The following is a 25564-nucleotide window of genomic DNA, read 5'->3' as shown; positions in this document are numbered from 1 at the left end:
GTCGCAAATCGGGTCGAAGATCGGGTCGCAAATCGGGCCGAAGATCGAGTCGCGAATCGAGCCGCATATCGGGCCGAAGATCGAGTCGCGAATCGAGCCGCATATCGGGCCGAAAATCGTGCAATGGCACGCGCGCGACGCTCATTCATGTTCCGCGCTCCCCTTGCCGAGCTCGGCCTTCAGCACGAAGCTGTTCGACGCCGCGTATTCCTGGCCGGGCTTGAGCCCCTTCAGCACTTCGGTCGCGCGTTCGTCGCGCCGCCCCGTCTCGACCGCCTGCGCGACGAACCCCTTCGGCGAGCGCACGAACACCGAAGGTGCGCCGTCGACGTCCTGCAGCGCGTCGCTCGCGACCGCGAGCGCCACGCCCTGCTTGCCCGCGTCGACCGACACGTTCACGAACATGCCCGGCCGCCACACGCCGTCGGGGTTCGGCAGCACGACGCGCGCCGGCGCGGTGCGCGTCTGTTCGCCGAGCAGCGAGCCCACATACGCGATCGGGCCGCTCGAACGCGATTCGAACGCGGTCGCACTGACGGTCGCGTCGCGGCCGACCCGCACATCGTTGAGCCGCTGCGCCGGCACGGCCATCTCGGCCCACACCGTCGACAGGTCGGAGATCACGAACATGCTTGCATCGGCGGCGATCGCCTCGCCGGGCGTCGCATGCTTCTCGACGATCGTGCCCGCGAACGGCGCGCGCAGCTCGTAACGGTTCAGCGCGCCCGCGCCCGCAGGCGCGTTCAGCGCGGCGAGCTTCTGGCGCGCGTTCTGCACGGCGATCTCGGCCTCGCGCAACTGCACCTGGGCCTGCTGGTAGTCCTGTTCCGCCGAGATGCGCTCCTGCCACAGCGTGCGTTCGCGCTCGTAGGTTGCGCGCGCACCCGACAGCCGGCGCTCGGCCGTCAGCAGTTCGCTGCGCCGGTCCGCAAGATCGGTGCTCGCGATCACGGCCAGCACCTGCCCCTTCGTGACGTTCTGCCCGAGCGACACCGATACCTGCTCGACGATGCCGGCCACGCGCGGCACGACGTGCGCGGTGCGATCCTCGTTGAACTTGATCTCGCCCGGCAGCTGGAACGGCGTCGCGATCTGCGCGGGGCCGGCCTTCGCAAGCGCGATCTTCGAGGTCGCCAACTGCGCGTCGGTCAGTGCGATCGCGCCGTCGGCGCTCGCGAACGGGAACGACGCGGCGTCGCTACCCGCCTTGACGTCGATCGTCGCATCGAACACGTGCGGCTTGGCGATCGGCTGCGCGGACACGAACTTCTGGCCGGCCGCGTCGAAACGCATCGGTTCGTGCGTGCGGTCGTACCGGACCAGCGTGCCGGACACGGTCACGCCCTGGTCGGCCGGCTTGCCGTCGACGAACGGATAGACGACGAGCCGTGCGTCACCGGGCTTCTCCGTCATGACGATCTCGACGGCGAGCCTGCCGCGCTTCAGCACAACGCCGCCCCGCGCGCCGGCGCCATCGGCCGGCTGTGCGGCTTCGGCAACCGACGAGGTGGACGCGCTACCGCTGCCCCGCGTGACGGCAAGCGCGCCGAGCACGATTCCTGCGCCGCCGAGCACGGCCGCCGCAATGATGAAGATTCTGCTGCGTGACATGATGATCCTTCAGGTAAGAGGGGGCGCTTATTGCGCGACGGCCGTGAGCGGCGTGCCGACGAGCCGGCCGATGTCGGCGCGGGCCGCGTGCGCGTCGGCGAGCGCGCGCACGTATTGCGATTGCCCCTGGAACAGCGTGCGCTGCGCGTCGAGCACGTCGAGGAAGCCGAACTTCCCGAGCTGGTAGCCGCGCGACATCGCGTCGAGCGCGGTGCGTGCGCCGGGCAGGATGTCGGTCTTCAGGCGCCGTGCCTCCTGCGCGGCGGCCTCGAAGTTCGCATAGGCCTGCGTCAGCTCCAGCCGCAGCCGCGCGCGTTCGCGATCGAGATCAGCATTCGCACGCTCGGCCTTGTGCGTCGCTTCGAGCAGCGCGCCCTTGTTCGTGTTGAACAGCGGGATCGGGATCGATACGCCGACGACGGCCTGGTTGTCCGGCACGCCGCCCGTGGTCACGCGTTTCACGCCCGCGCTGACCGTCACGTCCGGAATGCGCCGCGCGCGTTCGAGCGACACGGCCGCGTTCGAGCGCAGCATCTCGGCGCGCGCGATGCGCGCGAGCGGCGCGTCGTCGAGCCGTTCGACGAGCGCGGGCAGCGGGTCGACCGCCGGCACGACTTCGAGATCGCCGACCGCATCGCGCCGGTCGGTGCGCGCGCCGCCCATCGCCGCATTCAGCTTTTCGCGGGCGACGTCGACGCGGCCGCGTGCGGTCGCGACTTCGATCAGCACGGCCGCGGCGGCCACCTGCGCCTTGGTCGCCTCGACCGGCGACACCTTGCCGGCCTGCGCGCGCCGCCCGGCGAGATCCGCCGAGCGCGCCGCGATCACCGCCGATTCCTCGGTCACCTGAAGCTGCCGCTGCGCGGCGAGCAAGCCGTAGAACGCGGCGATCACGTCGGCGCGCACGGCGGCGCGCTGCTCGTCGAGCGACGCATCGGCGGACTGCCGTCCGTACGACGCGACGTCGAGCCGCGCGCTGCGCTTGCCGCCCAATTCGATCGTCTGGTTGAGCAGCACGGTCGACGTGCGCTCCGCGCGGCGAAAGCCTTCCTGCAGGAACGAGAGTTCCGGGTTCGGGCGTGCGCCGGCCTGCATCAGCGCGCCCGCGGACGCATCGACGTCGGCGCGCGCGCCGCGCAGCGCGGGATTGCCGCGCGCGGCCGTGTCGAGCGCGTCGGCGAGCGTCAGCGGCGCGGCAGCGGTGGCATCGGGTTGCGGCGAAATGGACTGCGGCGAAACGGCTGCGGGCAGCTCGCCTGCCGTGGCGGGTGGCGGGGACGATTGGGCATGCGCGGTCGCCGCCGTCGCAACGACGGCGAGCGCAACCAGGGTGTGCGTGAACATGTGCGAGCCTGCGGTTACGGTTTCGCGACCGATGCTACGGAGCAACCGCAGTGCAAACATGAGGCGAAGATGATATTTCCGTCATCTTCGTTGCGGCGGCGCGTGAGCGTGCAGCACATGCCGACCGCGGCGGCGGGACCGCCACCATGCGCGGCGATTGGGTGAAGCGGCGTATCGCCTGAATGAGCTGCTGGAACAACGTGGTCCGCTCATCGATAGGTGAGCGGCGCACATCGCATCGAATGAGGTAGTTGTCCAGCAACGCGCCGGAGATCACGGTGCCATGAACCTCGCGGTGCCGCTTCACTGTCCGTGGAAGTGCCCACCTCCCGGCGGACAATCCGCGTTACCCGATCTAGTTCTTGGTCGCGTCGACCTTTACCTCAATCCTCGTATATTCCGGTCCTAGCAATTGCATTCGCTCAGTTTGCCCGCGCTCGTCCGTCATCCCGACATAGCGGGTCGCGCTCGTGGTGATTCGGTAACAAACGTGCGCAAGCGGCTTCGAGGAAGACCCAAGGAGCAACGCTTTATCTTCGGTGCGCGGTGTCCATCTTTCCGTCGTGACGATACGCGCCGTTGCAGGCTGGCGCTCGTCGCCACAGGTAAAAAGATCGACGTCACGTGCGGGACCGAGTGTAGCCGCCGTAACTGCATAGCTGCTAACACCCCGCAAACCCGGTAGATTGCATAGACTCTGACAACCTTCCGATGGGCATTTCGGAACAAATTCAACGCCGACTTGATGCGCGTCGTCGGGGGCACGATTGCCGTCCTTGCCCTGAATGATCCGCTCGTGAATCCATACGTCCTCGGGATTCATTCCCAATTGCACAAGGAAAGATTTCATCGCCTCGCCGCGCAATTTTGCCAACTCCTTCGGATTGCGCTCCCACGCAAACGCGGCCGCATCTACAGTTGCGGATGCCCCTTCACGTGTCCACTCTCTCGCAGTCAGGAAGTGCCTAACAAGGCTCAACCGATCGCTGTTGCCAATCTCGATAGAGTTCAACGCCAATTGCATATTGTCTTGTTCCAGAACCTTACATGCATAGGCCTGCGACGAGCAGTTCGCAAACACCAGAAGAAGCAATATCAATCGTTTCATTTTTTTGGACCGGTTAACGCGCCAAAACGAACCACGCGATGCTGTCTGCATTTCCAATAGCCTGCTCAGGATGTGCTTTCGCCAATCGTTCGCAAGCCCAACGACCATACGCGCCCGGGTAGTCCTCGGAACCAAACGTATCTATAAAATGCGAACACTCGTGAACTATCGTAAGTTGCTTCGAGGAGAGATTGCTCGCGGAGCGATCAGGCAGCGAACAGAAATGGATATTAATCGCAATCGTATGCGTCGCAGTATCCGGACGACAGACGTGGGCCACTTCTCCGTCGAGACCCTTCATGTTTGGCAAGCAGCCAGTAGCCAAATCCGCGTCAGAGCCGGGACGTACGAAGTTCTTGGCGGTCAGGTCCGACATGACTGTCACGAGAGCCCTGAGGCCCGCAGTCAACCGGGTTCTGATCGCGTTGTCAGGCGAACCAAACCACACGGCAACCCGGGCCTGTATATCGGGTGTCCAACGCGCCAGCTCGGCTATTCTCTGCTTGGTAATGACAACGGCCTCATCTCGCAACCCCAAAACAAGCTTCCTGAATTCTGCATCGGTCATGTTAGGGCAGATAGGCGGACCATTCAGTGACAACGGAATGACGACTTTCGAACCGCGGACCGTGTTCGACTCACCCTTCCCGACGTGAATCCAGTCACCGTTGTCTTGCGTATTTGCATCGTCTGTTGCCATGTTCCTTACTCTCCCACATGAATCTCGATGTCCATTGCTTCTCGGCTCGACGTAGCAATTCGGCTGGTATGGCCGGTAGCATCCGTAGCGCCGCAGAATACTTTTCCGGACGCGGTACGGATGCGATATTTCACGTGTGCCAAGGGTCGGCCAGTATCGGCGTCGCACAGAAAAAATTGTTCGTCGTGCTCAGTGTGATTCTCCAACAACGAACGTGGAGTGCCTTTCCCCGTCAGCGCTGCCGCTTCCTCTGCCGTGAAAATCATCCTCATGTTGCGTTCCGCGTAGAAAACCGGCGGCGGGCTGCAGTCGCACACGTTGATATCGCCGCTCAATGCCCATTGCTTGCCGTTCGGGCCCGTGCCGGGCCAGCGCGGCCCCTTCGGCGCAATGAATCCTTCTTGCTTGCAAGCCGTGCAGTAGGTTTTCATGCCGAGCGTGGCGATTTGTACTGCCGGCGGCGGATTAGAACAGGTCACAGTGTCGAGACCCTCGGTGATGATCGCGCTCCCGGCGCGGTCGCCCTGGGCGAGAAAAGACCGGATCATGTCGCCGCCTCTTGGTCAACCACGGTCGCCAATTTCACCACCGTGAAGGTATCGGCGAAGCCCCTGCCTTCACGCTCCGGGGAGTCCGTCACCGTATCGCCGTTTGAGAGTTCGCTACCAACGAAGGCGAGCGGCGTGAAGTCCGGGTAATCCGCGATGCCAAGGCCGCTGATTATTCGGGCGGTTGAGCCGTCCTCATAGTGGACGACGTTTCCCACGACAGCAGACTTGCCGAGCGATTCGCCCACGTCCCACGTTCCGGTTGCTTCGCGCAGCACGCCGCCCCTCGCGGTCGTCGCCCCTTTCACGGCCAGCCGATAGCGTGGGCGCGCGGGCGGCGGTACGTAGGCCGGATCGAACAAGCCGGGAATCGACTCGTCATCGGTTACCCGGATGCCGGCTCCGTCTTGTAACGTTTGAGTGATGACGTCATCGTTGCTCAGTCGCGAGCCGACCAGCGCGATCGGCTTGCCCTCCGACGTGGCGGCAAATCCCGCCCCGTCGACGACAACGGCCTCGCTGCCGTCGTCGTATTGAACGACGTCGCCGACGCGGGCCAGCGTCAGCCCGCGATAGCTCGTCTTACCCGCGACTTCGGCAACCCAACCGCCGCGCTCGGTACGTGAGCCGATGGTCGCGAAAAGATGGGTAAAAACCTTTGCTTCTTGTTCGTTCGTCATCCTGCATCCCTCTCCGGTTAAGTGGGTGAAATGTGCTTCACGCCAACTTAAAGCCAACCCGACAGGGGGATCAATCGTCCGTGTACGAAAATTCGGCAACGATTATCTGGTATCCGAACGAATGTCATGAAAAACTATCGAGCGCACAGTTGTGGCCATGATTTCCGGGTATTGGGCGTGGCGGTGTCGGGCCGGACGCCTGCGCTGTTCAAATTTTTTGTCTGCAATGCCCACACGACGCCCGGTTCGCGCAAAACGACTGAACGCCCGGATTCACGAGTTCAGACGCCGGACGCACGTTTCCGGCGCTCGTCTTTATCGACCGCTGACTCCCACCCGGATCTGCTGGGCGGTGGATTTCGTATTGAAGTTGTGCGGGACCGCGTGGCGCGATGACAGGGTCCGCCATCCGGGGGCGCGTAGCGCGCTGCCGCTCGGCCCTCAGGTTGCACGACCGTCGGCCACTGCGCGGTAACTAGGGGCGATCTCAGACTTGTGGGCGGCCACTTCAGGGGCGAGCTCAGGCGTGATGCCGCTAGCCCGATGCGACAGCACGCACCAAACACGTCCCAGTGCCAAACACATCGCTCACGTTTGCCCGCTCCTCGTCCGCCGGCGCCGTTCGAGCCAGTCGAGCAACTGCCGCCCGTCGCGTTCGCCGAACCACCGCGCGTGCCCGATCAGATAGCCGTCGTACGCGATGTCGACGATGGCCGGCGCATCGATGATGCAGCCGAAATACGCGACTTCCGACAACGCGAACTCCGTATGCACGATCGGCAGCAGCGCGACCAGCGCCGCGTAGGCATCGTCGCCCAGCGGTTCGAGCGATTCGTAGCCGTCGAGCAGCGCGTCGATCTGCTCGTATTCGATGCGCCGCGCGTCGGCCGGCGCCATCCAGTCGACCGTATTGCGCTCGATCGCGAGCGCGAGGTCCATCACCGCGCAGGTGCGATCCGACAACCCGAAATCGAGCACGGTCCGCACCTGCGCGCCGGGCCCCGCATCGGTCCACAGCAGATTCGACGCATGCCAGTCGCCGTGCGTCCACAGCGGCGGCAACGCGGGCAGCAGCGGCACGAGGCGTGCGTGATACGGGCCGATCGCGTCGGCAACGTCGCCGCGCCAGTCGCGCGCGCCGAGCGCACGCACGAGCAGCGGCTGCGATTCGACCCAGCGTTCGAGCGCGCCTGCCAGATCGGCGCACGACAGCACGCGGAAACTCGACAGCAGCGTGCGCACGGGCCGCGCGGGCGCATCGTAGCCGGCCGACGCGCGATGCAGCTCGGCCAGCGCGCGGCCGGCCGCATACGCATGCGACGGATGCGTGAACGGCTGCCACGACATCACGCCGCGATACGGATCGACGCCGGGCGCGAGCACGTGCACCTCGTACGTCCATTCGCCGGAGGCGAACGCGGTCGCGCCGTCGCGGCCGGCGAGCACGTCGACCACGGGCATGCCGCGTTCGCGCAGATGCGCGATGAAACGATGCTCTTCCTCGAGCCCCTCGACATCGCGCAGGCTCACGTGATGACGCTTGACGAACAACCCGCGCCCGTCCGCCATCCGCACCAGCACGGCCGCCGCGAACTGCCGCGGGCTGTGCCACGTCAGCCGGGCCGGATCGCCGGCGCCGTCGATCCGCGCGAGCACCGCCGCCACCTCGTCGTGCGTCATCAGCGGCCAGTCGCGTTCGGCCTGCTCGCCGTCGACACCGAATTGCGGCGGCGCGACGTCACGCGGCAGGGCTCCGTCCGGCTCGAGTGGGAATGACATGAACGACGTTGCTCCGTAGTTGAATCGATGCGTGAATCAGCGCGCACCGCTGCCCGACGCGAGTGCGCCGCCGGCCGCCGCGCGCAGCGTCGCGGCCGTCCGGCTCCAGTCGCGCCAGCCGATGACGGCGAGCCCGATGAACAGCGCATAGAGTCCGGCCGTCAGATACAACTCCTTGAACACGAACATCCCGACGTACACGACGTTCACGACGATCCACAGCCCCCACGACGCGATGTAGCGCCGCGCGGTCCAGTATTGCGCGACGAGGCTGAACGCGGTCAGCGACGCATCGACGAACGGCAGCGCCGCATCGGTCCAGCGCGCCATCATGCCGCCGAGCAGCGCGCTGCCGACGACGGCCGCGATCAGGTCGGGCAGCATCTGCCGCGGCCGCACGCCCGTGACGGGCGCCACGTCGCCGGCCGGCGCCGCGCCGCCGTCGGCTTCGCTCGCACGCTGCGCGAGCCAGCGCTGCCAGCCGTACACCTGCAGCACCGCGAACGCGCCCTGCAGCAGCATGTCCGAGTACAGCTTCGCGTCGAAGAAGATCCAGCCGTACAGCGCGACCGACGCGAGCCCGACCGGCCAGCACAGCATGCGCCGCTTCGCGGTCAGCCAGATCGCGAGCGCGCTGACGATCACGCCGGCGATTTCGAGTGGGGACATCGTCTGTGCTCTCCTGGGTAGCTGCCGGGGCCGCGCGTCACGCGGCCGGTTCCGGACGATCAGAAATCATAGGTCAACGATACGCGCGCGGTGCGCGGCGCACCCGGGAACAGGTACGCATCGCCCTGCTGCTCGCCCGCGTCGCGCCAGTAGAACTTGTTGAACAGATTGTCCACCGATACGCGCAACACCGTGCGATGGCCACCGATCTTCGTCGTATAGCGCGCGCCGAGATTGAACACGAACCACGACGGCACGCGCGCGGTGCCTTCCTCGTTCGCGTTGCGGGCCGCGCTGTATTCGACGCCGCCGAGCACGTTCAGGCCCGCGACGCCCGGCACCGCGTAGTCCGCATACAGCGACGCGCGCAGCGCGGGCACGTTGATGATCTGGTGTCCTTCGTACGCCGGCGAACCCGAATCGACCGCGCGGGCGCGGATCGCCGCGACGCTGGCCGTCAGCGCGAGGCGCTCGGTCGCGCGCCCGGCCGCGCCGAGCTCGATCCCCTGGTGCCGCTGCGTGCCGCGCTGCACGAACGTGTAGGTCGTGCCCGATGCGTCCGGGTCGGCGAACTGGAACGGCTTGCTGATCGAGAACACGGCGGCCGTGAGGCTCAGCCGGTCGAGCCAGTCGTATTTCGCGCCGACCTCGATCTGGTGCGATTCGACGGGCGGCAGGAACGCATACGCGTTGGTCGCGCGCACCGGCGCCTGGTCGCCGAGCGACAGCGCCTTGCTGTACGACGCGTACAGCGACAGCACGTTCACCGGCTTGTAGACGAGCGCGACCTGCGGCAGGAACACCGAGCGGTCGGTGCGCGTGTCTGCGCCGTCGAGGCTGCTCCAGCTGCGCTGGCGCAGCAGCACTTCCTTGCCGCCCGCGAGCACCTGCCAGTGCTCGCCGATGCTGATGCGGTCGAGCCCGAACATGCCGTACTGCCACGCGTCGAGGCGCGGATACGACGGCCCGGGCGAATTCGGCGACGGCGGGAACGCCACGTCGGGCCCGTAGATGTTCTCGCTGCCCACGAAGTCGTACACGGCGTCGGCCATGTGCACGACGCGGCGCTGCACGCTCACGCCGAGCGTCAGCTCGTGCCGCAGCGGCCCCGTCGCGAACTTGCCCGTCGTGACCGCGCGCAGGTCGTCGTTGCGCCGGTATTCGCCGGGGCTGCGGAAGTCGTATACGTCGTAGTCGCCGTTCGCGCCGAAGAAGAACGGCGACGTCGCGCCGGCCGCGCAGCTTGCCGCGTACGAGCAGCCGTACGCGAACGCGCTGTTGTCGTCGATCATCGTGCGGCTGCGGCCGGCGGCGATGTATGCCTTCCAGTCGTCGTTGAACTGGTAGTCGAAGCGCACGTTCAGGTTCAGCGCGTCGGTCGTCACCGGTTTCGCCCACGGCTGCGTGCCGAGCGCCTTCGACGTCGTCTTGACCGACGGCACGACGGTGCCGCCGAGCAGCTGGTAGCCGGGCGCGGAGCGCTGGATCCACTGCTGGAATTCGGCATTGAGCTGCAGGCTCGCGCGCGGGCTGATGTCCCAGTCGGCGGCGATCGAGCCGAACGTGCGCCGCCCGTTCGTGCCGTCGATATACGAGTGCATGCTCTCCTTCGCGGCATTGATCCGGAAGCCGAACTGATTGTCGGGGCCGAAACGGCGGCCGAGATCGACGGCCGCCGACGTCGAGCCGCGGCTGTCGACACCGGCCGTCACGCTCGCGACGTTCGCGGAGCGCTTCGTCACGAAATTGATCACGCCACCGGGTGCGACGACGCCGCTGTCGATGCCGGCGAGCCCCTTCAGGATCTCGACGCGCTCCTTGTTCTCGAGCGGCACGTTCTGCTCGCCGGACACCGTCAGCCCGTCGATCCGGATCGCGCTCGCGAGATCGACCGGGAAGCCGCGAATCGCGAAGCCTTCGAAATAGCCGACCGGCGCATAGTCGTTGACGACCGACGCGTCGTTGCGCACGACGTCGCTGAGCCGCTTCGCCTGCTGGTCGTCGAGCTGCGCGCGCGTGACGACGCTCACCGACGCCGGCGTGTCGCGCAGCGGCGTGTCGTCGACCCCCGCGACCGACGCATTGCGCACGCGAAACGCGTTGCCGCGCTCGCCGCTCACCGTGATCGTCGGCAGCGTCGCGCTGCCGGCCGCTTCGGCGTCCGGCGCCGGCGCGTCGCCCGGTGCCGCGGCGGCCTGCGCCGCGAAAAGCGTGATGCCGAGGCCGACTCCGAGCCTGACCTTCGCGCGCCGCCGCCGTGCGGGCGACGCTGTTGTTTTATTCACCGTCATTGTTCTGGATGGAAAACTCGCCACTCGACCCTGTCGAAACACGTTACGAAGCTGCGAAGCGCACGCTCGCGGACGAATCGTCACCCGCCGGCGCATCCGGCCGGCACGACATTCATCGGACGAATCGGGCGAGACGGCACGCATGCGTGCCGGTCGATCGGGAAAACGCAGGATGGGACATCGGATTCGGGTGACGCACCGGGAGCCGACGCAGCCGTCGACGGGTTCGTCGGGTGCCTGTCGGGCGGCCGGCTGCATCGCGCGGTCACGTCATGCGGAGGACGCTTCGAACGCCGCGGCGCGGGCGCCGGGCAGTTGCGCGCGCCGTTCGTCGGAACGGCGGCCTGCCCTGTGCGCGCGACATCGCGGCGTGGCGCGCATTTTACCCCGGGCGGGGATCAGGACCGTGGAATCGGGCGGAACGGGAGGTGGGGACGGAGAAACGCGATCGGGTTCGACGACAGAGGCCGCAATGCGGCCGCCACGCGCGTCACGCGGTGCAATCTTGAAGACTGGCGAGCGAGTGCGCCAGTCTTCAAGATAGCGCGGCCGGAAACCGGAGCTGGCGTGACAGCCCGCTCGCGGTTCACGCGCCGCTCAGAACCCCTGCATCGTCACGGTCGGATCGACGACCAGGTGCACGACGCCGTAGATGACTGCGCCAACCAGCACCGCGAGGATGATCGCCACGAACGGCAGCAGCGTGAAGTTGACGTTCGCGAGATCGGCCGCGTGCGCCTTGCTGTTGCGTACGCCGAAGAAACTCCACAGGACCAGCTTGATCATGCCGAGCAGTTTCATGATTACGCTCCTTTCATCGAATCGGTTGACGCTATCGTCGATCCGACCGGCATCCGAAAAAAGAAGCAGTTGCGCGCGCTTTTCGCGCAGCAGGCCGTCTGCGGCCGCATGTCGCAGGCGCGTCAGCGGTCGAGCACGAGCGGCTCCGTGGCGCCTTGCGCGGGCCGCGCGACGCACAGCAGCGCGCAGCCGGGTTCGACCGCCGCATCGGGCGCTTGCTCGTAGTCGACCGCACCGGACAGCACGCGCGTCGCGCATGTGCCGCACGATCCGGAGCGACATTCGGACGGCACGGCGACGTGCTGCCCTTCCGCGAAGTCGAGCAGCGTGCCGTCGGCGGGCGTCCATGCGGCTTCACGCCCGGTGCGCCGGAACACGACGGGCACGCTCGCCGCCGGCGCGCCTGCCGGGCCTGCCGGGCCTGCCGGGCCTGCCGCGCCTGCCGGGCCTGCCGCGCCTGCCGTGCCTGCCGCGCCTGCCGCGCCTGCCGTACCTACCGTGCCTGCCGTGCCTGCCGTCCGGGTCACGCTGCGCGCCACGCTCGACGGCCCGAACGCCTCGAAACGGATGCGTTCGTCCGGCACGTTCAGCGCGCGCAGCCCGTCGTACAGGTCGCGCATGAACGCCGACGGGCCGCACAGGTAGAAGTCGTAGTCGTCGAACGGCAGCAGCCGCTTCAGTTGCGCGATGTCGACGCGGCCGGCCCGCGCGGCCGTGCCTTCGTGCGGACGGCTGTCGAACCAGTGCAGCGACAGTCGAGCATCGGCGGCCGCGATGCGCGCCAGTTCCGCCGCGAACGGCCGGTCGGCCGCTTCGCGCGCGCCATGCACGAACACCACGCGGCGCGACGGCGCGGCGTCGGCCAGCGTGCGGCGCAGCATCGCAATCATCGGCGTGATGCCGATACCCGCCGACACGAGCACGGCCGGTCGCGGGCTCGCGAGATCGAACGTGAATCGGCCGCGCGGCATCTGCGCGTCGAGCGTCGTGCCCGCCTGCGCGTGATCGTGCAGCCATGTCGACACACGCCCTTCGCGCTTCACCGTGATCCGGTAATGCGCGTCGCCCGGCGCGTCGGAAAGCGTGTAGCTGCGTATCGACGGCGCATCGCTGCCCGGCAGCGCAACACGCAGCGTCAGATGATGCCCGGCTTCGTATGCGGGCAACGCGCCGCCGTCCACCGGTTCGAAATGGAACGAGCGGATCGCGCGCGCTTCGTCGACGATCTTCGCGATGCGCAGCGATCGCCATGTGCTTGCCGATGCGGTTGCCGATGCACTTGCCGATGCACTTGCCAATCCGGTTGCCGATGCACTTGCCGATCCGGTTGCCGATGCAGACGGCACCGATGCAACCGGCGTCGTCGCCGCTGCGCCAACGGCCGCCGTCATCGCCGCGAACTGCGGCGCGCGCTCGACCGCCGACCACCGGAACGGCAGCACCGCGCGCATGCGCCGCACCTCCCGCACATGGAACCGCACGACACGCTGCGCGCCGTCGAACGACGCGACGAGCGGCCCATCCCACACGATCTCCGCGCGCGCGGCGACATACAACAGGTCGCCGCTGTCGAAATCGACGAACAGCAGCCCCGCGCGCGGATCGTGCAGCAGGTTCCCAAGCGTGTTGAAGAAGCGGTTGCCGCTGAAATCCGGCGTCGTCAGCGTGTGCGCATCGTCGACGCGCACGAAGCCCGGCATCCCGCCGCGATGCGATACGTCCGCGCCGCGCGCGGCGCCCGCGTCCGCCGACGTGTTCGCGCTCGCGACGAAGAACGTATCGGCCTGCGCGAGCAGCGCGCGATCCGCATCGTTCAGCCGGTCCGACACGTCGGGCTCGACATGCGTATCGCCGTCACGCGCAACCAACGTCGGCGTGCGGCCCTGGATGTACTTCGCACAGTTGCCGAAGCTCTGCTCGACCGCGATCGTCAGCGCATCGCCGTCGACCGCGCGCACGACGCCGTTGACGCGATTGCGCCGGCGCGTATCGAATTCGATCCCGAGCCCGCCGAGCGGCGCGCCCGGCCGCCACGCACCGGCCAGCGGATCGCCCGGCAGCGCGGGCGCCGCGATGCGCAGCGTGCGCGCATCCGGCGACGTGACGAACCCCGGCGCGCCGGCGCGCAGCGTCGCCCACGGCTGGCCGTGCGCATCGACGCCGCCGAGCACGAAGAACGGCAGTTGCGCGAAAAACGTCCGGTGCTGGTCCGGCATGAAGCGCCGGATTCCGCGCCGGCCGGCCGCACCCGCGGCCTCCGTCACGCCCGCGCGCTGCTGCACGGCGAGCTCGCCCGAGTGAAACGGCGCGGCATCGAGTTCCCAGCCCGGTACGGCGGCGGCCGGAGCATTCATCACGTTCTCCTGAACAGGCGCGGCTTCGGTTGACGTTATGCGGCGAGCAGGCCCGCGCGCGTCGTCGGCATGCCGACGAAACCCGGCAGCGCCTCGACACGTGCCAGCCATGCGCGCACGTGCGGATACGGTTCGAGCGACACGCCGCCTTCCGGCGCGTGCGCGATGTACGTGTACGCGGCGATGTCCGCGATCGTCGGCTGCGCGCCGGCCGCAAACGGCTTGCCGGCCAGTTCGCGGTCGATCACGGCGAGCAGCTTCGCGGCCGTGCGCTTGGCGGCCTCCTGGTCGAGCGGCGCGCCGAACACGGTCACGAGCCGTGCGGCGGCAGGCCCCGTCGCGATCGGCCCGGCCGCGTATGACAGCCAGCGCTGCACGACCGCCGCGCCGGCCGGGTCGTCCGGCAGCCAGTGCGCGTCGCCGTAGCGTTTCGCGAGATATACGAGGATCGCGTTCGAATCGGCGAGCACGGTGCCGCCGTCGTCGATCACCGGCACCTGCCCGAGCGGATTGAGCGCGAGGAACGCCGGTTCGCGCTGCGCGCCCGCCGCGAGGTCGACTTCGACGATCTCGGCCGGCAAGCCGAGCAGCGACAGGAACAACCGGACGCGATGCGCGTGCCCGGAAAGCAGGAACGAATAGACGCGAATCGGGGCGACGGGCACACCGGCGACGGGCTCAACGGCAGCGTGCTTGCTGGCGACGGACATGAAAAACACTCCGGAATCTCGCGTCACCGGGGGTCGGCGACGAACAACCCCACAGTAGCGCTCGCGGCTCGTGGCCAGAAGACGGATAATCGCTGAAACATTATCCGCTCCCATAGGACAATCGACGATGGCCGATCTGCGCGACGTGAACCTGAACCGGCTGGCGATCTTCGTCGCGGTGGTCGATGCCGGCTCGCTGACGGCCGCGGCCGAGCGGCTCGGCCTCGCGAAGACGGTCGTCAGCACGCACATGCAGCGCCTCGAATCCGAGGTCGGCGCGAACCTGCTGGTGCGCACGACTCGGCGGCTGAGCGTGACCGACGCGGGGCGTACCTTCTACGACGCGTGCCGCGCCATCGTGCGCGCCACCGAAACCGCGCTCGATGCGGTGTCGTCCGACGCGGGGCCGCTGCGCGGCACGCTGCGCGTGAGCGTGCCGATCGACTACGGCGCACAGGTCGTCGCACCGGCCGTCGTCGCGCTGCGCGACTTGCATCCGGGGCTCGACATCGAACTCGTCGCGAACGACCGCGTCGTCGATCTCGTCGCGGACAACCTCGACGTCGCGATCCGCATCGGCCGCCTCGCCGATTCGAACTATCGCGCGGTGCAGCTCGGCACGTACGAGAAATGGCTGGTCGCGAGCCCCGCGTTCGTCGCGCGCTACGGGCTGCCGCGCGATACGGACGCGCTCGCCGCGCTGCCGTTCGTGATGCTGTCGACGCTGGCGCGCCCGCAGACGCTCGAGCTTGAAAGCGCGCGCGGCGGCAAGGCATCGGTGCGCTGCGTGCCGCGTTTCGTGTCGAACACCGCGACCGCGTGCCGCGCGATCGTGCTGGCCGGCGGCGCATTCGGCTTGCTGACGGATTTCTCGACCGCCGACGACATCGCGAACGGCCGGCTCGTGCGGCTGCTGCCCGCATGGCGCTCGGCGCCGGCCGGGATCCATGCGGTGTATCCGTCGACGCGGTTGCCTTCGTCGAAGGTGCGGGCGTTCATCGATGCGATGAAGGGGAGGATCGGAGACACGCGGCCGGCACGAAAGGGGAAGCGCGAGCATTGACGCAAGCTGGAATCCGTTGCGGCTGCCGCGCTTCGCCGGTCGCCGGCCGCACCGGCGTTCGCATCGTGTCCTGAGCGGCGACCGAATCGCCGTTGCCGGCCCATGCATTCCACCGACGAAACGCGACACCCCACGAGCGGGCGTCGCCATGCACGTCGCTCATGCGCCGCATGAGAACTAATCGATTGTTGGCGACCCGGATCGACGCCGACAATCCGCTTCATGCCCCCTCGTTTGCGGTACGGGCCACTCCCCTCCCAATCGGCACATCACGATCCATGAACCACCCCGCTTCCCTCTCCTGCATCGCCGAGGCCCGCACGGCCGCGCCGGCACCGTTCCATGGCCGCCCCCGCACCTGCGGCGAAGCGCTCGTCGACCTGCTCGAACGGTATGGCGTCGAATGCGTGTTCGGCATTCCCGGCGTGCATACCGTCGAGCTCTATCGCGGTCTCGCCGCATCGTCGATCCGCCATGTGACGCCGCGCCACGAACAGGGAGCCGGCTTCATGGCCGACGGCTATGCACGCGTCACGGGCCGGCCGGGCGTCTGCTTCATCATCACCGGGCCGGGGATGACCAATATCGCGACCGCGATGGCACAGGCCTACGCGGATTCGATCCCGATGCTGGTGATCTCGAGCGTCAACGCGCGGCGCGAGCTCGGCAGCGGCGACGGCCGCCTGCACGAGCTGCCGTCGCAGCGCGATGTGTTCGCGGGGCTCACCGCGTTCTCGCACACGCTGCTCGACGCGGCCGACCTGCCGCAGGTCCTCGCGCGCGCATTCGTGATCTTCGAAAGCGCACGGCCGCGGCCCGTGCATATCGAGATTCCGCTCGACGTGATCGTCATGCCGGCCGGCGCGATGCCCGACGCCCCGGTTGCGCTGCCCGCGAAACCCGCGCCCGACGCAAATGCGCTCGCAGCGGCCGCGGACCTGCTCGCGCACGCGCGCCGGCCGCTGATCCTGGCAGGCGGCGGCGCCGTCCACGCGGCGGCCGAACTGCGCGAACTCGCCGAACGCCTGCACGCGCCGGTCGCGCTGACGATCAACGCGAAGGGCCTGCTGCCGGCCGGACATCCGTTGCTGATCGGCTCCACGCAGTCGCTGCCGGCCACCCGCGCGGCGATCCGCGACGCCGACGTGGTGCTCGCCGTCGGCACCGAACTCGGCGAAACCGATTACGACGTGACGTTCGATGGCGGTTTCGCGATCGACGGCCGGCTGATCCGCATCGACATCGATGCGCAACAGCTGATGCGCAATGCCCGTGCGGAGATCGCCATCGCCGGCGATTCGCGGCTGGCGCTCGGCGCGCTGTCGACCCGCCTGCACGAGAAGCCGGCGCCGACACCCGCGGCCGGTTGGGGCGCGCTGCGCGTGGCCGCCGTGCGCGCCGCGATCGCGGCCGGCCACGACGGCCCCGCGCGCGCGCAAGCACTGCTGATCGACACGATCGTCTCGGCGCTGCCCGGCGCGATCGTCGCGGGCGATTCGACGAGCCCCGTCTACGTCGGCAACTTCACCCACGACGCGCCGGCGCCGCGCAGCTGGTTCAACTCGTCGACCGGCTACGGCACGCTCGGCTACGGGCTGCCCGCGGCGATCGGCGCAAAGCTCGCCGCGCCCGCGCGCCCGGTCGTCTGCCTGATCGGCGATGGCGGCCTGCAGTTCACGCTGCCGGAGCTCGCGAGCGCGGTCGAGGCCCGCCTGCCGGTGATCGTGATCGTCTGGAACAACCGCGGCTACGGCGAGATCCGCAAATACATGGTCGCGCGCGACATCACGCCGATCGGCGTCGATCCGTACACGCCCGATTTCCTGGCGCTCGCGCGCGGTTTCGGCTGCGCGGCGCACGCGGCCGCGACGCCCGACGCGCTCGCCGCCGCGTTGCGCGACGCCGAGGCGCGCGCGATTCCGACCGTGATCGAGATCGACGAAGCGACATGGTTCGACCAGGTGCAGCGATGAGCCGGGCTGCCGAGCTTCGCTTCGATCCGCCGCTGCATACCGGGCTCTTCATCGACGGCGCGTGGGGCCCCGGCATCGACGGCGCCACGCTGCCCGTCGTCGATCCGTCGACGGAAGCGGTCATCGTGCATGTGGATGCCGGCGGCGACGCGGACGTCGAGCGCGCCGTCCGGGCTGCGGCCCGCGCGTTTCCGGGCTGGAAACGCACGACGGGCGCCGCGCGCGCGGCCCTGCTCCGCGCGATCGCGCGCGGCGTCGACGCACGCCGCACGCGGCTCGCGACACTGCAATCGCTCAACAACGGCAAGCCGTTCGCCGAAGCCGAGATCGACGTCGCCGACGTGATCGCCACGTTCGACTACTACGCGGGCCTCGCGGAACGCCTCGACACGGACGGCGAAACCGAGGTCGCGCTGCCCGGCGACGACCACCGCGCATGGATCCGGCGCGAGCCGGCCGGCGTCGCCGCACTGATCGTGCCGTGGAATTTTCCGATGGTGACGACGGCGTGGAAGCTCGCGCCCGCGCTCGCGGCCGGCTGCACCGTCGTGCTGAAGCCGTCCGAGATCACGCCGCTGCCCGAACTCGAACTCGCCGCGATCGCCGCCGAAGCGGGCCTGCCGCCCGGCGTGCTGAACGTCGTGACGGGTACCGGCCACGACGTCGGCGCCCGGCTGTGCGCGCATCCGCTCGTCGCGAAGGTGTCGTTTACCGGCAGCACGGCGGTCGGCGCGCAGGTCATGAAGACGGCGGCGGACACGATCAAGGGTGTCGGCCTCGAACTCGGCGGCAAGTCGTCGATCGTCGTGTTCGACGACGCCGACCCCGACCACGCGGTCGAGCTGATCGCGGGCGGCGGCCTGTTCAACGCCGGGCAGATGTGTTCGGCGACCTCACGTGTGCTCGTCGCCGCGCCGCTCGCCGACGACCTGATCGCGCGCCTCGCGCGGCGGATCGACGCGACCGTGGTCGGCCCGCCGTTCACCGCCGGCGTGCAGATGGGGCCGCTGACGAACCGCGCGCAATACGAACGCGTGAAGCGTCACATCGCACAAGGCAAGGCCGACGGCGCGCGGCTCGTGACGGGCGGCGACGTGCTCGCGGGCCCCGGCTACTTCATCCGGCCCGCGCTGTTCGCCGACGTGCCGGCCGACAGCGCGTTATGGCGCGAGGAAATCTTCGGCCCGGTGCTGTGCGTGCGCGCGTTCGACACCGAGGACGACGCGATCGCGGCCGCCAACGATACCGAGTACGGGCTCGTCGCGACCGTCGTCACGCGCGACGCCGCACGCGGCAAGCGGGTCGCAGACGCGCTCGAGGCAGGCGTCGTCTGGATCAATACGCCGCAACTGATCTATCCGCAAACCTCATGGGGCGGCTACAAGCGCAGCAGCGTCGGACGCGAGCTCGGCCCGTTCGGGCTGGCCGCATTCCAGGAGATCAAGCAGGTCATGATGCCGGCCCGCTGAGACCGGCCGGCCCATGCGTTTATGTCATGCCGCGCATGCGGATATTTCGTTTGTTGCGGAAATTTGACCTCCCTACAGTTCATCCACACCCCGCGCCGCCGTTCGGCGACCGGCATCGAACCACACGGCATCGTTCATCAGGAGACGGCCATGCAACACTTCAAGGCGGGCAGAAGGCAGGTGATCAAAACCCTCGGCACGGCACTCGCCGCATCCGCCCTTCCGATGCCGTTCATCAGTACTGCGAAGGCGCAGTCGGGAAGCTTCGCGGGCAAGACGCTGCGCCTGCTCACGTGGTCTGACGATACCGGTGCGGCCGCGCTGCGCAACATCGCGGAAACCTTCAGCAAGCAAACCGGCGCCCGTGTGATCGCCGACCGCGCGGACGGCACCTCGGGCATGGTCGCCAAGGTCAAGGCCGCCGGCGAGCGGCCGACCTACGACGTGATCACGCTGGCCGGCGTCGGCGCGGCCGGCCTCGCCGACGCCGGCCTGCTCGCGAAGCCGGACCTGAACCGGCTGCCGAACCTGAAGGACGTCGCGCCGCCGTACCGCACGGGCGCGAATGGCTTCGGCATCGGCTACCTGCTGTGGTCGGACGGGCTGATCTACAACACGTCGACCGTGAAGAGCGCACCGTCGAGCTACGAAGCGCTTTGGGATCCGAAATACGCAGGGCGCCTGTTCCTGCCGCCGCCGGAATGGGCCGAGGCAGTCGATCTCGCGATCGTCGCCGCGAAGCTGGCCGGCGGTTCCCAGCAGAACATCGAGCCGGGCTTCCGCAAGCTCGCGGAGCTCAAGGACCGCGTGATGACGCTCGGCGAAAACCCGAACCAGGTCGCCGATCTGTTCCGCACCGGCTCGCTCGACATCGGCGGCATCTATTCGCCCGCGTTCTTCCCGGACCAGATCCGCAAGCCCGAATACAGGATGGGCGTCACGTACGGGATGAAGGAAGGCTTCGCGACACAGCTGATGTTCACGGTGATCCCGAAGGCGCACCCGGGCGACCTCGACCTGATCCACGCGTTCATCAACCACTCGCTCGATGCGGGTGTGCAGGGCCGGATGGCGGCCGACGTGCTGAACGGGCCGGTGAATTCGAAGGCCGTGATCCCGGCGGAAAGCCGCGCGTTCGTGCCGTCGCCGCGGCAAATCGCGGAGAAGGCCGTCCTGCACGACGACAAGGCGCTGGCGGTCGTCCAGCCTGCGTGGATCAAGCGTTATACGAGCCTCTTCGCGGCGTAACGACATGACTTCGCTGTCTACCTCCCGTGACGCGGGGCCGGCCGCCGCCGGCCACGCCGGTTCCGTCGCCGCAAGCCCGCTGCCCGGCGTGCCGCCGTGGCTGCTGCTGGCGCCGATCCTCGCCTTCCTCGCGGTGCTCGCGGCCGCGACGCTCACCGTGCTGCGGATGAGCGTCGGCACGCCGGGCGACGAATGGCGCACGTTCACGCTGCAGAACTACGCCGATCTCGCCGATCCGTACTTCACGCACTCGCTGTGGCTCACGCTGCGCCTCGCGTTCCAGAGCATGGTGTGCGCGATGCTGCTCGCGATCCCGGTCGCGCTGGCGATGGCGCGCGCCGAATCGCGGCTCGCGCGCCGGCTGATGCTCGCCGGCGTGTTGCTGCCGCTGCTCGTGAATCTGCTGCTGCAGGGCTACGGCTGGCTCGTCATGCTCGGACCGGCGGGCCTGCTCAACCGCGCGTTGCTGGCGACCGGCCTGATCGAACGGCCGCTGCAACTGCTGTACCGCGAGCACGGTGTGCTGCTCGGGCTGATCCAGACGGCGTTCCCGCTCGCCGTGCTGCCGCTGTCGAGCGCGCTGCGCGCGGTGTCCCGCGCGTACGACGAAGCGGCGGCGACCCTCGGCGCGACCCGCTGGCAGACGCTGCGCCACGTGACGCTGCCGCTCGCGATGCCGGGCCTTGTATCAGGCGCGCTGCTCGTGTTCGCGTACAACGCGAGCGCGTTCGCGGTGCCGCTGCTGTTGGGCGGCCGGCGCGTGCCGATGCTCGCGGTGCTCGTGCACGACCAGGTCGCGCCCCTGCTCAACTGGCCTGCCGCCGCCGCTTCCGGCGTCGTGCTGATGGGTGCGACGCTCGTCGCGATGGCGGTTTCCCAGCGCCTCGCGCGCGCCTTGCAACGTCACGACGAGGTCGCCCGATGAATGCCTTCCTGCTGCGCACGCCGCTGCCCGGCCGCCTCGGACGTGCGACCGGTGCGCTCGCGACGCTCGTGCTGTGCCTCGCCGCGCTGCCGATCGTGACGATGATCGCGATGTCGTTCGGCTCGTCGGGCACGCTCGAATTCCCGCCGCGCCAGTTCAGCCTGCACTGGTACCGCGCCGCATGGCAGACCTTCGTGTCGGCCGACGCGGGCAGCGCGCAATCGATGGGCGCCGCGCTGACGACGAGTCTCGTCGTCGCGATCGCGACGATGCTGATCGCGACCGCCGTCTCGGTGCCCGCGGCCTACGCGCTGTCGCGCTATCGCTTTCGCGGCAAGGCGCTCGTCGAACAGCTGGTCGCGCTGCCGATCGTCTATCCGCTCGTGATGCTCGGTCTCGCGCTGCTGCTCGTGTTCAACGCGTTGCCGGCCGAACTCGGACTCGTTCGGCTCGTGGTCGCGCACGTGATCCTGACGCTGCCGTTCACCGTGAAGAACTGCGCGGCATCGGTCGCGTCGATCGGCCCGGAATTCGAGGAAGCCGCGTGCCTGATGGGCGCGAGCCCGCGCCGCGCGCTCGTCGACGTCGTGCTGCCGCTGATGCGGCCGGGCATCCTCGCCGGCATGCTGTTCGCGTTCATCGTGTCGTTCAACGAATTCACGGTGACGTTCTTTCTGTACAGCGTCGACACGATGACGCTGCCGGTCTGGCTCTACAGCCGCACCGTGTCGTCGCTCGACCCGACCGTGTTCTGTTTCGCGGTGTTCACCGTCGCGATCGACTTCGCGCTGATCTGGATGCTCGAAAAACTCGTCGGCGACAAGGGCGTTGCGCTCTGATCCGCGCGCCGTCCTCGCCCGTTCAAGGAGACCTCATGTCCCAGCTCATCCTCCAGCACGTCACGAAGCGCTTCCACCACGCGTATGCCGTCGACCACGTCGACCTGTCCGTGCCGGACGGCAAGCTCGTCTGCTTTCTCGGCCCGTCGGGTTGCGGCAAGACGACGCTGATGCGGATCATCGCCGGCCTCGAGACGCCGACCTCCGGCACGATCTCGTTCGCCGGCCGCGAACTCACGCACGTTCCCGCCAACCGGCGCGATTTCGGCATGGTGTTCCAGTCCCTCGCGCTGTTCCCGCACATGACGGTCGCGCAGAACATCGCGTATCCGCTGCGGCTGCGCAAGACCGCCAGGGCCGCGCAGGCTCGGCGCGTCGCCGAGCTGCTGGAGCTGATCCAGCTGCCGCACATGGCCGACCGGCTCGTCACGCAATTGTCGGGCGGGCAGCGCCAGCGCGTCGCGATTGCACGCGCGATCGCTTCGTCGCCGCGCCTGCTGCTGCTCGACGAGCCGCTCTCCGCGCTCGACGCGAAGCTGCGCGAGGCAATGCAGGTCGAGATCCGGCTGCTCCAGCAGCGGCTCGGCATCACGACGATCATGGTCACGCACGACCAGCGCGAAGCGATGACGATGGCCGACGAAATCGTCGTGATGGACAAAGGCCGGATTCAGCAGGTTGGCCGGCCGCTCGATATCTACCGCGATCCGGTCAACGAATTCGTCGCCGATTTCATCGGCCTCGGCAACATCCTGCCGGTCGCCCGCGACGGCGACGACGCGATTGTCCTGCCGGGCGGACAACGGCTCACGATCCGGTGCGCGGCCGACACGCGGCCGGCGGCCGACGCCGTGCGCCTGCTGATCCGTCCGGAGGACGTTTGCATTCGCCCGGGCGCGGTGCCGTCGTCCACGCCCAATACGCTTGCCGGCACGATCACGTTCGTGCGCGACGTCGGCGCGTCGATCGAAGCGACGATCGATTGTCGCGGCTTCACGCTGACGGCCGCAACGACGCCGCGCGAAACGCCCGACCTGCACGTCGGCATGCCGGTATCCGCCGAACTGCCGGCACGCGCATGCAAGCTGATCGCCGCACGCGGCGCCTGACACCCTTCCCTTTCACCACCGCAGCGACAAGGATCTCACCATGAACGCATCGACCCAAGCCACCCGTCTCGTGCGGCGCCTGCTCGCCCGTACCGCCCTCCTCTGCGCGTGCACCGGCGCGGGGCTCGCCGCCTTCGCACCGCTCGCGCATGCCGACGCACTCGACACGATCGCGAAATCCGGGGTCGTTCGCATCGGCGTATTCGAGGACTATCCGCCGTTCGGCTCGATCGGCGCCGACATGAAGCCGCAAGGCTATGACATCGACATGGCCAACCTGCTCGGCAAGGCGCTCAACGCGAAGGTCGAGCTCGTGCAGGTCACCGGCGACAACCGGATGGCGTACCTTGCCGATCGCAAGACCGACATGCTGCTGTCGGTCGGCCAGACGCCCGAGCGCGCGAAGGTGATCGACTTCTCGAACGCGTATGCACCGTACTATCTCGCGGTATTCGGCCCGAAATCGCTCGCCGTGAAGGGCACCGCCGATCTCGCCGGCAAATCGGTCGCGGTCGCGCGCGGCACGCTCGAGGACCTGAGCGTGAGCAAGGTCGCGCCGCCGAGCGCGACGATCAAGCGCTTCGACGATCCGAACGGCGCGATCGCCGCCTTCCTGTCGGGACAGGCGCAACTGCTCGTGGTCGGCAACGACGTCGGTGCGACGATCATCGCCCGCCATCCTTCGATCGACCCGGAGCAGAAGTTCTCGCTGTTCAGTTCTCCCGATCACGTCGGCCTGAACAAGAACGAGCCGCGCCTGATGCAGAAGGTCAACGACGCGATCGCCAGCGCGAAGAAGAACGGCACGCTGAACACGCTGTCGCAGAAGTGGCTGCATGCGGCGCTTCCGGCCGACCTGTGATGCGCTCCGTACCCGCCCTGCATTCACGACCCGAGGCACCGCGATGACCTACGTGTTCGATTTCAGCGATTTCGGCCTGTACGCCGGCATGCTCGCGCGCGGGATCGGCGTGACGCTTGGCCTTACCGCGGCCTCGACCGTGCTCGGCGGCCTGATCGGCACGGCCGGCGCGTGGATCTCACTCGCTGGCCCCCGCTGGGCGCGCGCGCTCGTCGCAGCCTATGTCGAATTGATCCGCAACACGCCGTTCCTGGTCCAGCTGTTCTTCATCTTCTTCGGCCTGCCCGGTATCGGCGTGCATATCGACGAAGTGCAGGCGGCCGTGCTGGCGATGACGGTCAACCTCGGCGCCTATGCGGTCGAGATCCTGCGCGCCGGCATCGAATCGGTACCGCACGGACAGGCCCAGGCCGCGCAGGCGCTGGGCTTGCGCGGCCGGCAGGTGTTCGGCCACGTCGTGCTGCCGCAGGCGCTCGCGAACGTGTATCCCGCGCTGCTCGGGCAAGTGCTGATCGTGATGCTGGGCTCGGCCGTCGTATCGCAGATCTCGGTACCCGACCTGACGTACGCGGCGAACTTCATCCAGTCGCGCAACTTCCGGGCGTTCGAGATCTACATCGTCGTCACCGCGATCTACCTGCTGCTGTCGATCGCGCTGCGCATGCTGCTCAATCGCGCCGGCCGCCGCCTCTTCACGGGCCGCGCGCCGTACGGTGCGGCCGCGGCACCGAGACTCGCGCGCGTTGCCCGCATCATGCGGCGCGCCCGCCTCCCCGAAACCCGCCTCCCGACGGAGCGTGCCCGATGATCGAATTCACTCTGTGGGACATTGCGCGGAACCTGCTGCTCGCCGCGCGCTGGACCGTTCTGCTGTCGCTGATCACGTTCGCCGGCGGCGGCCTGGCCGGGTTCGTGCTGCTCGCGATGCGCGTATCGCCGGTGCCCGCGCTGCGCCGCTTCGTGAGCCTGTATGTCGAGGTGTTTCAGGGCACGCCGCTGCTGATGCAGTTGTTCCTCGGTTTCTTCGGACTGCCGCTCGTCGGCATCGACGTGACGCCGTGGATCGCCGCCTCGGTCGTGCTGACGTTGAACGCGAGCGCGTATCTGGCCAACATCTGGCGCGGCTGCGTCGACGCCGTGCCGCGCGGCCAGTGGCATGCCGCGGCGAGTCTCGGCATGACGTGGACGCAACAGCTGCGCTACGCGGTCTGGCCGCAAGCGTGGAAGATCGCCCTGCCGCCGACCGTCGGCTTTCTCGTGCAGGCGGTGAAGAGCACCGCGCTCACGTCGATCATCGGGCTGACCGAGCTCACCAAGACCGGCAACATCATCACCAACGCGGTGTTCAAGCCGTTTCCGATCTACGCGATGGTTGCGCTGCTCTACTTCGCGATGTGCTTCCCGTTGACGTGGTACGCGCGCACGCTCGAGCGACGCTATCGCGTCGCGAAAGCGCGCTGAACCGGCGCCGCGCGCGCCTC

At 68.2% G+C, this 25564-nt stretch carries 23 protein-coding genes; 11 read left to right on the top strand and 12 right to left on the bottom strand.

All coding sequences use genetic code 11. The annotated features are described in order from the left end of the window. Positions 1–141: 141 nt before the first annotated feature. From GD429_RS28735 to GD429_RS28710, 6 genes are all read right to left on the bottom strand, one after another. Positions 142–1611, bottom strand: a complete 1470-nt coding sequence (locus GD429_RS28735; protein WP_152862067.1) for an efflux RND transporter periplasmic adaptor subunit — start codon at positions 1609–1611, stop codon at positions 142–144. 27 nt (positions 1612–1638) lie between these two features. Next, the gene (locus GD429_RS28730) at positions 1639–2955 is read right to left on the bottom strand and encodes a TolC family protein (RefSeq protein ID WP_152862065.1); all 1317 of its coding nucleotides are present in this window, start codon (positions 2953–2955) and stop codon (positions 1639–1641) included. Positions 2956–3310: 355 nt separating this feature from the next. Continuing rightward, entirely contained in the window at positions 3311–4114 is an 804-nt protein-coding gene (locus GD429_RS28725) for a hypothetical protein (RefSeq protein ID WP_227791778.1), read from the bottom strand. After that, positions 4077–4763, bottom strand: a complete 687-nt coding sequence (locus tag GD429_RS28720; RefSeq protein WP_152862063.1) for a M35 family metallo-endopeptidase — start codon at positions 4761–4763, stop codon at positions 4077–4079. Before GD429_RS28720 ends, GD429_RS28725 begins: the two co-directional genes overlap by 38 nt. Before the next feature lie 5 nt (positions 4764–4768). After that, positions 4769–5311 carry a hypothetical protein gene (locus GD429_RS28715; protein WP_152862061.1) on the bottom strand — a complete coding sequence of 181 codons (543 nt, stop codon included), beginning with the start codon at positions 5309–5311 and terminating at the stop codon, positions 4769–4771. Then, positions 5308–5991 carry a PAAR domain-containing protein gene (locus GD429_RS28710; RefSeq protein WP_152862059.1) on the bottom strand — a complete coding sequence of 228 codons (684 nt, stop codon included), beginning with the start codon at positions 5989–5991 and terminating at the stop codon, positions 5308–5310. The genes GD429_RS28715 and GD429_RS28710 overlap by 4 nt, the downstream gene beginning before the upstream one ends. A 126-nt stretch (positions 5992–6117) precedes the next feature. On the opposite strand from GD429_RS28710, the gene GD429_RS28705 reads away from it, so the two are divergent. Beyond that, positions 6118–6387: a hypothetical protein gene (locus tag GD429_RS28705; protein WP_152862057.1), complete on the top strand. Its 270-nt coding sequence runs from the start codon at positions 6118–6120 to the stop codon at positions 6385–6387. A 192-nt stretch (positions 6388–6579) separates the two neighbouring features. On the opposite strand, the gene GD429_RS28700 is transcribed toward GD429_RS28705, so the two are convergent. The 6 genes from GD429_RS28700 to GD429_RS28675 form a co-directional block, all read right to left on the bottom strand. Next, on the bottom strand, positions 6580–7770 hold the full coding sequence (locus tag GD429_RS28700; RefSeq protein ID WP_152862055.1) for a phosphotransferase enzyme family protein: 1191 nt from the start codon (positions 7768–7770) through the stop codon (positions 6580–6582). A 36-nt stretch (positions 7771–7806) separates the two neighbouring features. Continuing rightward, positions 7807–8439 (bottom strand): nicotinamide riboside transporter PnuC, encoded by a 633-nt coding sequence (gene pnuC, locus GD429_RS28695; protein ID WP_152862053.1) that lies wholly within the window; start codon positions 8437–8439, stop codon positions 7807–7809. A gap of 59 nt (positions 8440–8498) precedes the next feature. Beyond that, positions 8499–10730 (bottom strand): TonB-dependent siderophore receptor, encoded by a 2232-nt coding sequence (locus GD429_RS28690; protein ID WP_152862051.1) that lies wholly within the window; start codon positions 10728–10730, stop codon positions 8499–8501. A 597-nt stretch (positions 10731–11327) separates the two neighbouring features. Next, positions 11328–11531 carry a DUF2970 domain-containing protein gene (locus GD429_RS28685; protein ID WP_046549365.1) on the bottom strand — a complete coding sequence of 68 codons (204 nt, stop codon included), beginning with the start codon at positions 11529–11531 and terminating at the stop codon, positions 11328–11330. A gap of 122 nt (positions 11532–11653) precedes the next feature. After that, positions 11654–13885 (bottom strand): pyridoxamine 5'-phosphate oxidase family protein, encoded by a 2232-nt coding sequence (locus tag GD429_RS28680; RefSeq protein WP_152862049.1) that lies wholly within the window; start codon positions 13883–13885, stop codon positions 11654–11656. A 35-nt stretch (positions 13886–13920) separates the two neighbouring features. After that, positions 13921–14595, bottom strand: coding sequence for a glutathione S-transferase family protein (locus tag GD429_RS28675; RefSeq protein ID WP_152862047.1), 675 nt, complete (start codon positions 14593–14595; stop codon positions 13921–13923). Between the two features lie 127 nt (positions 14596–14722). On the opposite strand from GD429_RS28675, the gene GD429_RS28670 reads away from it, so the two are divergent. The 10 genes from GD429_RS28670 (at position 14723) to GD429_RS28625 (ending at position 25544) form a co-directional block, all read left to right on the top strand. Beyond that, positions 14723–15658 (top strand): LysR family transcriptional regulator, encoded by a 936-nt coding sequence (locus tag GD429_RS28670; RefSeq protein ID WP_152862045.1) that lies wholly within the window; start codon positions 14723–14725, stop codon positions 15656–15658. 278 nt (positions 15659–15936) lie between these two features. Next, positions 15937–17631, top strand: a complete 1695-nt coding sequence (locus GD429_RS28665) for a 5-guanidino-2-oxopentanoate decarboxylase (RefSeq protein ID WP_152862043.1) — start codon at positions 15937–15939, stop codon at positions 17629–17631. After that, complete coding sequence (locus tag GD429_RS28660; RefSeq protein ID WP_152862041.1) at positions 17628–19100, top strand: aldehyde dehydrogenase family protein; 1473 nt, start codon at positions 17628–17630, stop codon at positions 19098–19100. The genes GD429_RS28665 and GD429_RS28660 overlap by 4 nt, the downstream gene beginning before the upstream one ends. 150 nt (positions 19101–19250) lie before the next feature. Next, a complete protein-coding gene (locus GD429_RS28655) occupies positions 19251–20348 on the top strand; it encodes an ABC transporter substrate-binding protein (RefSeq protein ID WP_152862039.1) in 1098 nt (365 codons plus the stop codon). A gap of 4 nt (positions 20349–20352) precedes the next feature. Next, positions 20353–21273: an ABC transporter permease gene (locus GD429_RS28650; RefSeq protein WP_152862037.1), complete on the top strand. Its 921-nt coding sequence runs from the start codon at positions 20353–20355 to the stop codon at positions 21271–21273. Then, the gene (locus tag GD429_RS28645) at positions 21270–22112 is read left to right on the top strand and encodes an ABC transporter permease (RefSeq protein ID WP_152862035.1); all 843 of its coding nucleotides are present in this window, start codon (positions 21270–21272) and stop codon (positions 22110–22112) included. The genes GD429_RS28650 and GD429_RS28645 overlap by 4 nt, the downstream gene beginning before the upstream one ends. 35 nt (positions 22113–22147) lie before the next feature. Next, complete coding sequence (locus tag GD429_RS28640; RefSeq protein ID WP_152862033.1) at positions 22148–23221, top strand: ABC transporter ATP-binding protein; 1074 nt, start codon at positions 22148–22150, stop codon at positions 23219–23221. A 40-nt stretch (positions 23222–23261) separates the two neighbouring features. Continuing rightward, positions 23262–24083 (top strand): transporter substrate-binding domain-containing protein, encoded by an 822-nt coding sequence (locus GD429_RS28635; protein ID WP_152862031.1) that lies wholly within the window; start codon positions 23262–23264, stop codon positions 24081–24083. 43 nt (positions 24084–24126) lie between these two features. Further along, the gene (locus GD429_RS28630) at positions 24127–24891 is read left to right on the top strand and encodes an amino acid ABC transporter permease (RefSeq protein ID WP_152862029.1); all 765 of its coding nucleotides are present in this window, start codon (positions 24127–24129) and stop codon (positions 24889–24891) included. Further along, positions 24888–25544 carry an amino acid ABC transporter permease gene (locus tag GD429_RS28625; RefSeq protein ID WP_152862027.1) on the top strand — a complete coding sequence of 219 codons (657 nt, stop codon included), beginning with the start codon at positions 24888–24890 and terminating at the stop codon, positions 25542–25544. Before GD429_RS28630 ends, GD429_RS28625 begins: the two co-directional genes overlap by 4 nt. The last annotated feature ends 20 nt before the right edge of the window (positions 25545–25564 follow it).

The sequence above is a fragment of the Burkholderia sp. BE17 genome (assembly GCF_009362305.1).
Taxonomy (GTDB): domain Bacteria; phylum Pseudomonadota; class Gammaproteobacteria; order Burkholderiales; family Burkholderiaceae; genus Burkholderia; species Burkholderia pyrrocinia_C.
This window is presented reverse-complemented; position numbering and strand designations above follow the sequence as displayed.

Excerpts from the sequence above, each read along its gene's own strand:
- GD429_RS28650 (WP_152862037.1), top strand. The coding sequence starts at position 20,353 with ATGACTTCGCTGTCTACCTCCCGTGACGCGGGGCCGGCCGCCGCCGGC.
- GD429_RS28690 (WP_152862051.1), bottom strand. The coding sequence starts at position 10,730 with ATGACGGTGAATAAAACAACAGCGTCGCCCGCACGGCGGCGGCGCGCG.
- GD429_RS28635 (WP_152862031.1), top strand. The coding sequence starts at position 23,262 with ATGAACGCATCGACCCAAGCCACCCGTCTCGTGCGGCGCCTGCTCGCC.
- GD429_RS28625 (WP_152862027.1), top strand. The coding sequence starts at position 24,888 with ATGATCGAATTCACTCTGTGGGACATTGCGCGGAACCTGCTGCTCGCC.
- GD429_RS28670 (WP_152862045.1), top strand. The coding sequence starts at position 14,723 with ATGGCCGATCTGCGCGACGTGAACCTGAACCGGCTGGCGATCTTCGTC.
- GD429_RS28685 (WP_046549365.1), bottom strand. The coding sequence starts at position 11,531 with ATGAAACTGCTCGGCATGATCAAGCTGGTCCTGTGGAGTTTCTTCGGC.
- pnuC (WP_152862053.1), bottom strand. The coding sequence starts at position 8,439 with ATGTCCCCACTCGAAATCGCCGGCGTGATCGTCAGCGCGCTCGCGATC.
- GD429_RS28715 (WP_152862061.1), bottom strand. The coding sequence starts at position 5,311 with ATGATCCGGTCTTTTCTCGCCCAGGGCGACCGCGCCGGGAGCGCGATC.
- GD429_RS28645 (WP_152862035.1), top strand. The coding sequence starts at position 21,270 with ATGAATGCCTTCCTGCTGCGCACGCCGCTGCCCGGCCGCCTCGGACGT.
- GD429_RS28730 (WP_152862065.1), bottom strand. The coding sequence starts at position 2,955 with ATGTTCACGCACACCCTGGTTGCGCTCGCCGTCGTTGCGACGGCGGCG.
- GD429_RS28640 (WP_152862033.1), top strand. The coding sequence starts at position 22,148 with ATGTCCCAGCTCATCCTCCAGCACGTCACGAAGCGCTTCCACCACGCG.
- GD429_RS28675 (WP_152862047.1), bottom strand. The coding sequence starts at position 14,595 with ATGTCCGTCGCCAGCAAGCACGCTGCCGTTGAGCCCGTCGCCGGTGTG.
- GD429_RS28700 (WP_152862055.1), bottom strand. The coding sequence starts at position 7,770 with ATGTCATTCCCACTCGAGCCGGACGGAGCCCTGCCGCGTGACGTCGCG.
- GD429_RS28680 (WP_152862049.1), bottom strand. The coding sequence starts at position 13,885 with ATGAATGCTCCGGCCGCCGCCGTACCGGGCTGGGAACTCGATGCCGCG.
- GD429_RS28665 (WP_152862043.1), top strand. The coding sequence starts at position 15,937 with ATGAACCACCCCGCTTCCCTCTCCTGCATCGCCGAGGCCCGCACGGCC.
- GD429_RS28705 (WP_152862057.1), top strand. The coding sequence starts at position 6,118 with ATGAAAAACTATCGAGCGCACAGTTGTGGCCATGATTTCCGGGTATTG.
- GD429_RS28655 (WP_152862039.1), top strand. The coding sequence starts at position 19,251 with ATGCAACACTTCAAGGCGGGCAGAAGGCAGGTGATCAAAACCCTCGGC.
- GD429_RS28630 (WP_152862029.1), top strand. The coding sequence starts at position 24,127 with ATGACCTACGTGTTCGATTTCAGCGATTTCGGCCTGTACGCCGGCATG.
- GD429_RS28660 (WP_152862041.1), top strand. The coding sequence starts at position 17,628 with ATGAGCCGGGCTGCCGAGCTTCGCTTCGATCCGCCGCTGCATACCGGG.
- GD429_RS28720 (WP_152862063.1), bottom strand. The coding sequence starts at position 4,763 with ATGGCAACAGACGATGCAAATACGCAAGACAACGGTGACTGGATTCAC.
- GD429_RS28710 (WP_152862059.1), bottom strand. The coding sequence starts at position 5,991 with ATGACGAACGAACAAGAAGCAAAGGTTTTTACCCATCTTTTCGCGACC.
- GD429_RS28735 (WP_152862067.1), bottom strand. The coding sequence starts at position 1,611 with ATGTCACGCAGCAGAATCTTCATCATTGCGGCGGCCGTGCTCGGCGGC.
- GD429_RS28725 (WP_227791778.1), bottom strand. The coding sequence starts at position 4,114 with ATGCAGACAGCATCGCGTGGTTCGTTTTGGCGCGTTAACCGGTCCAAA.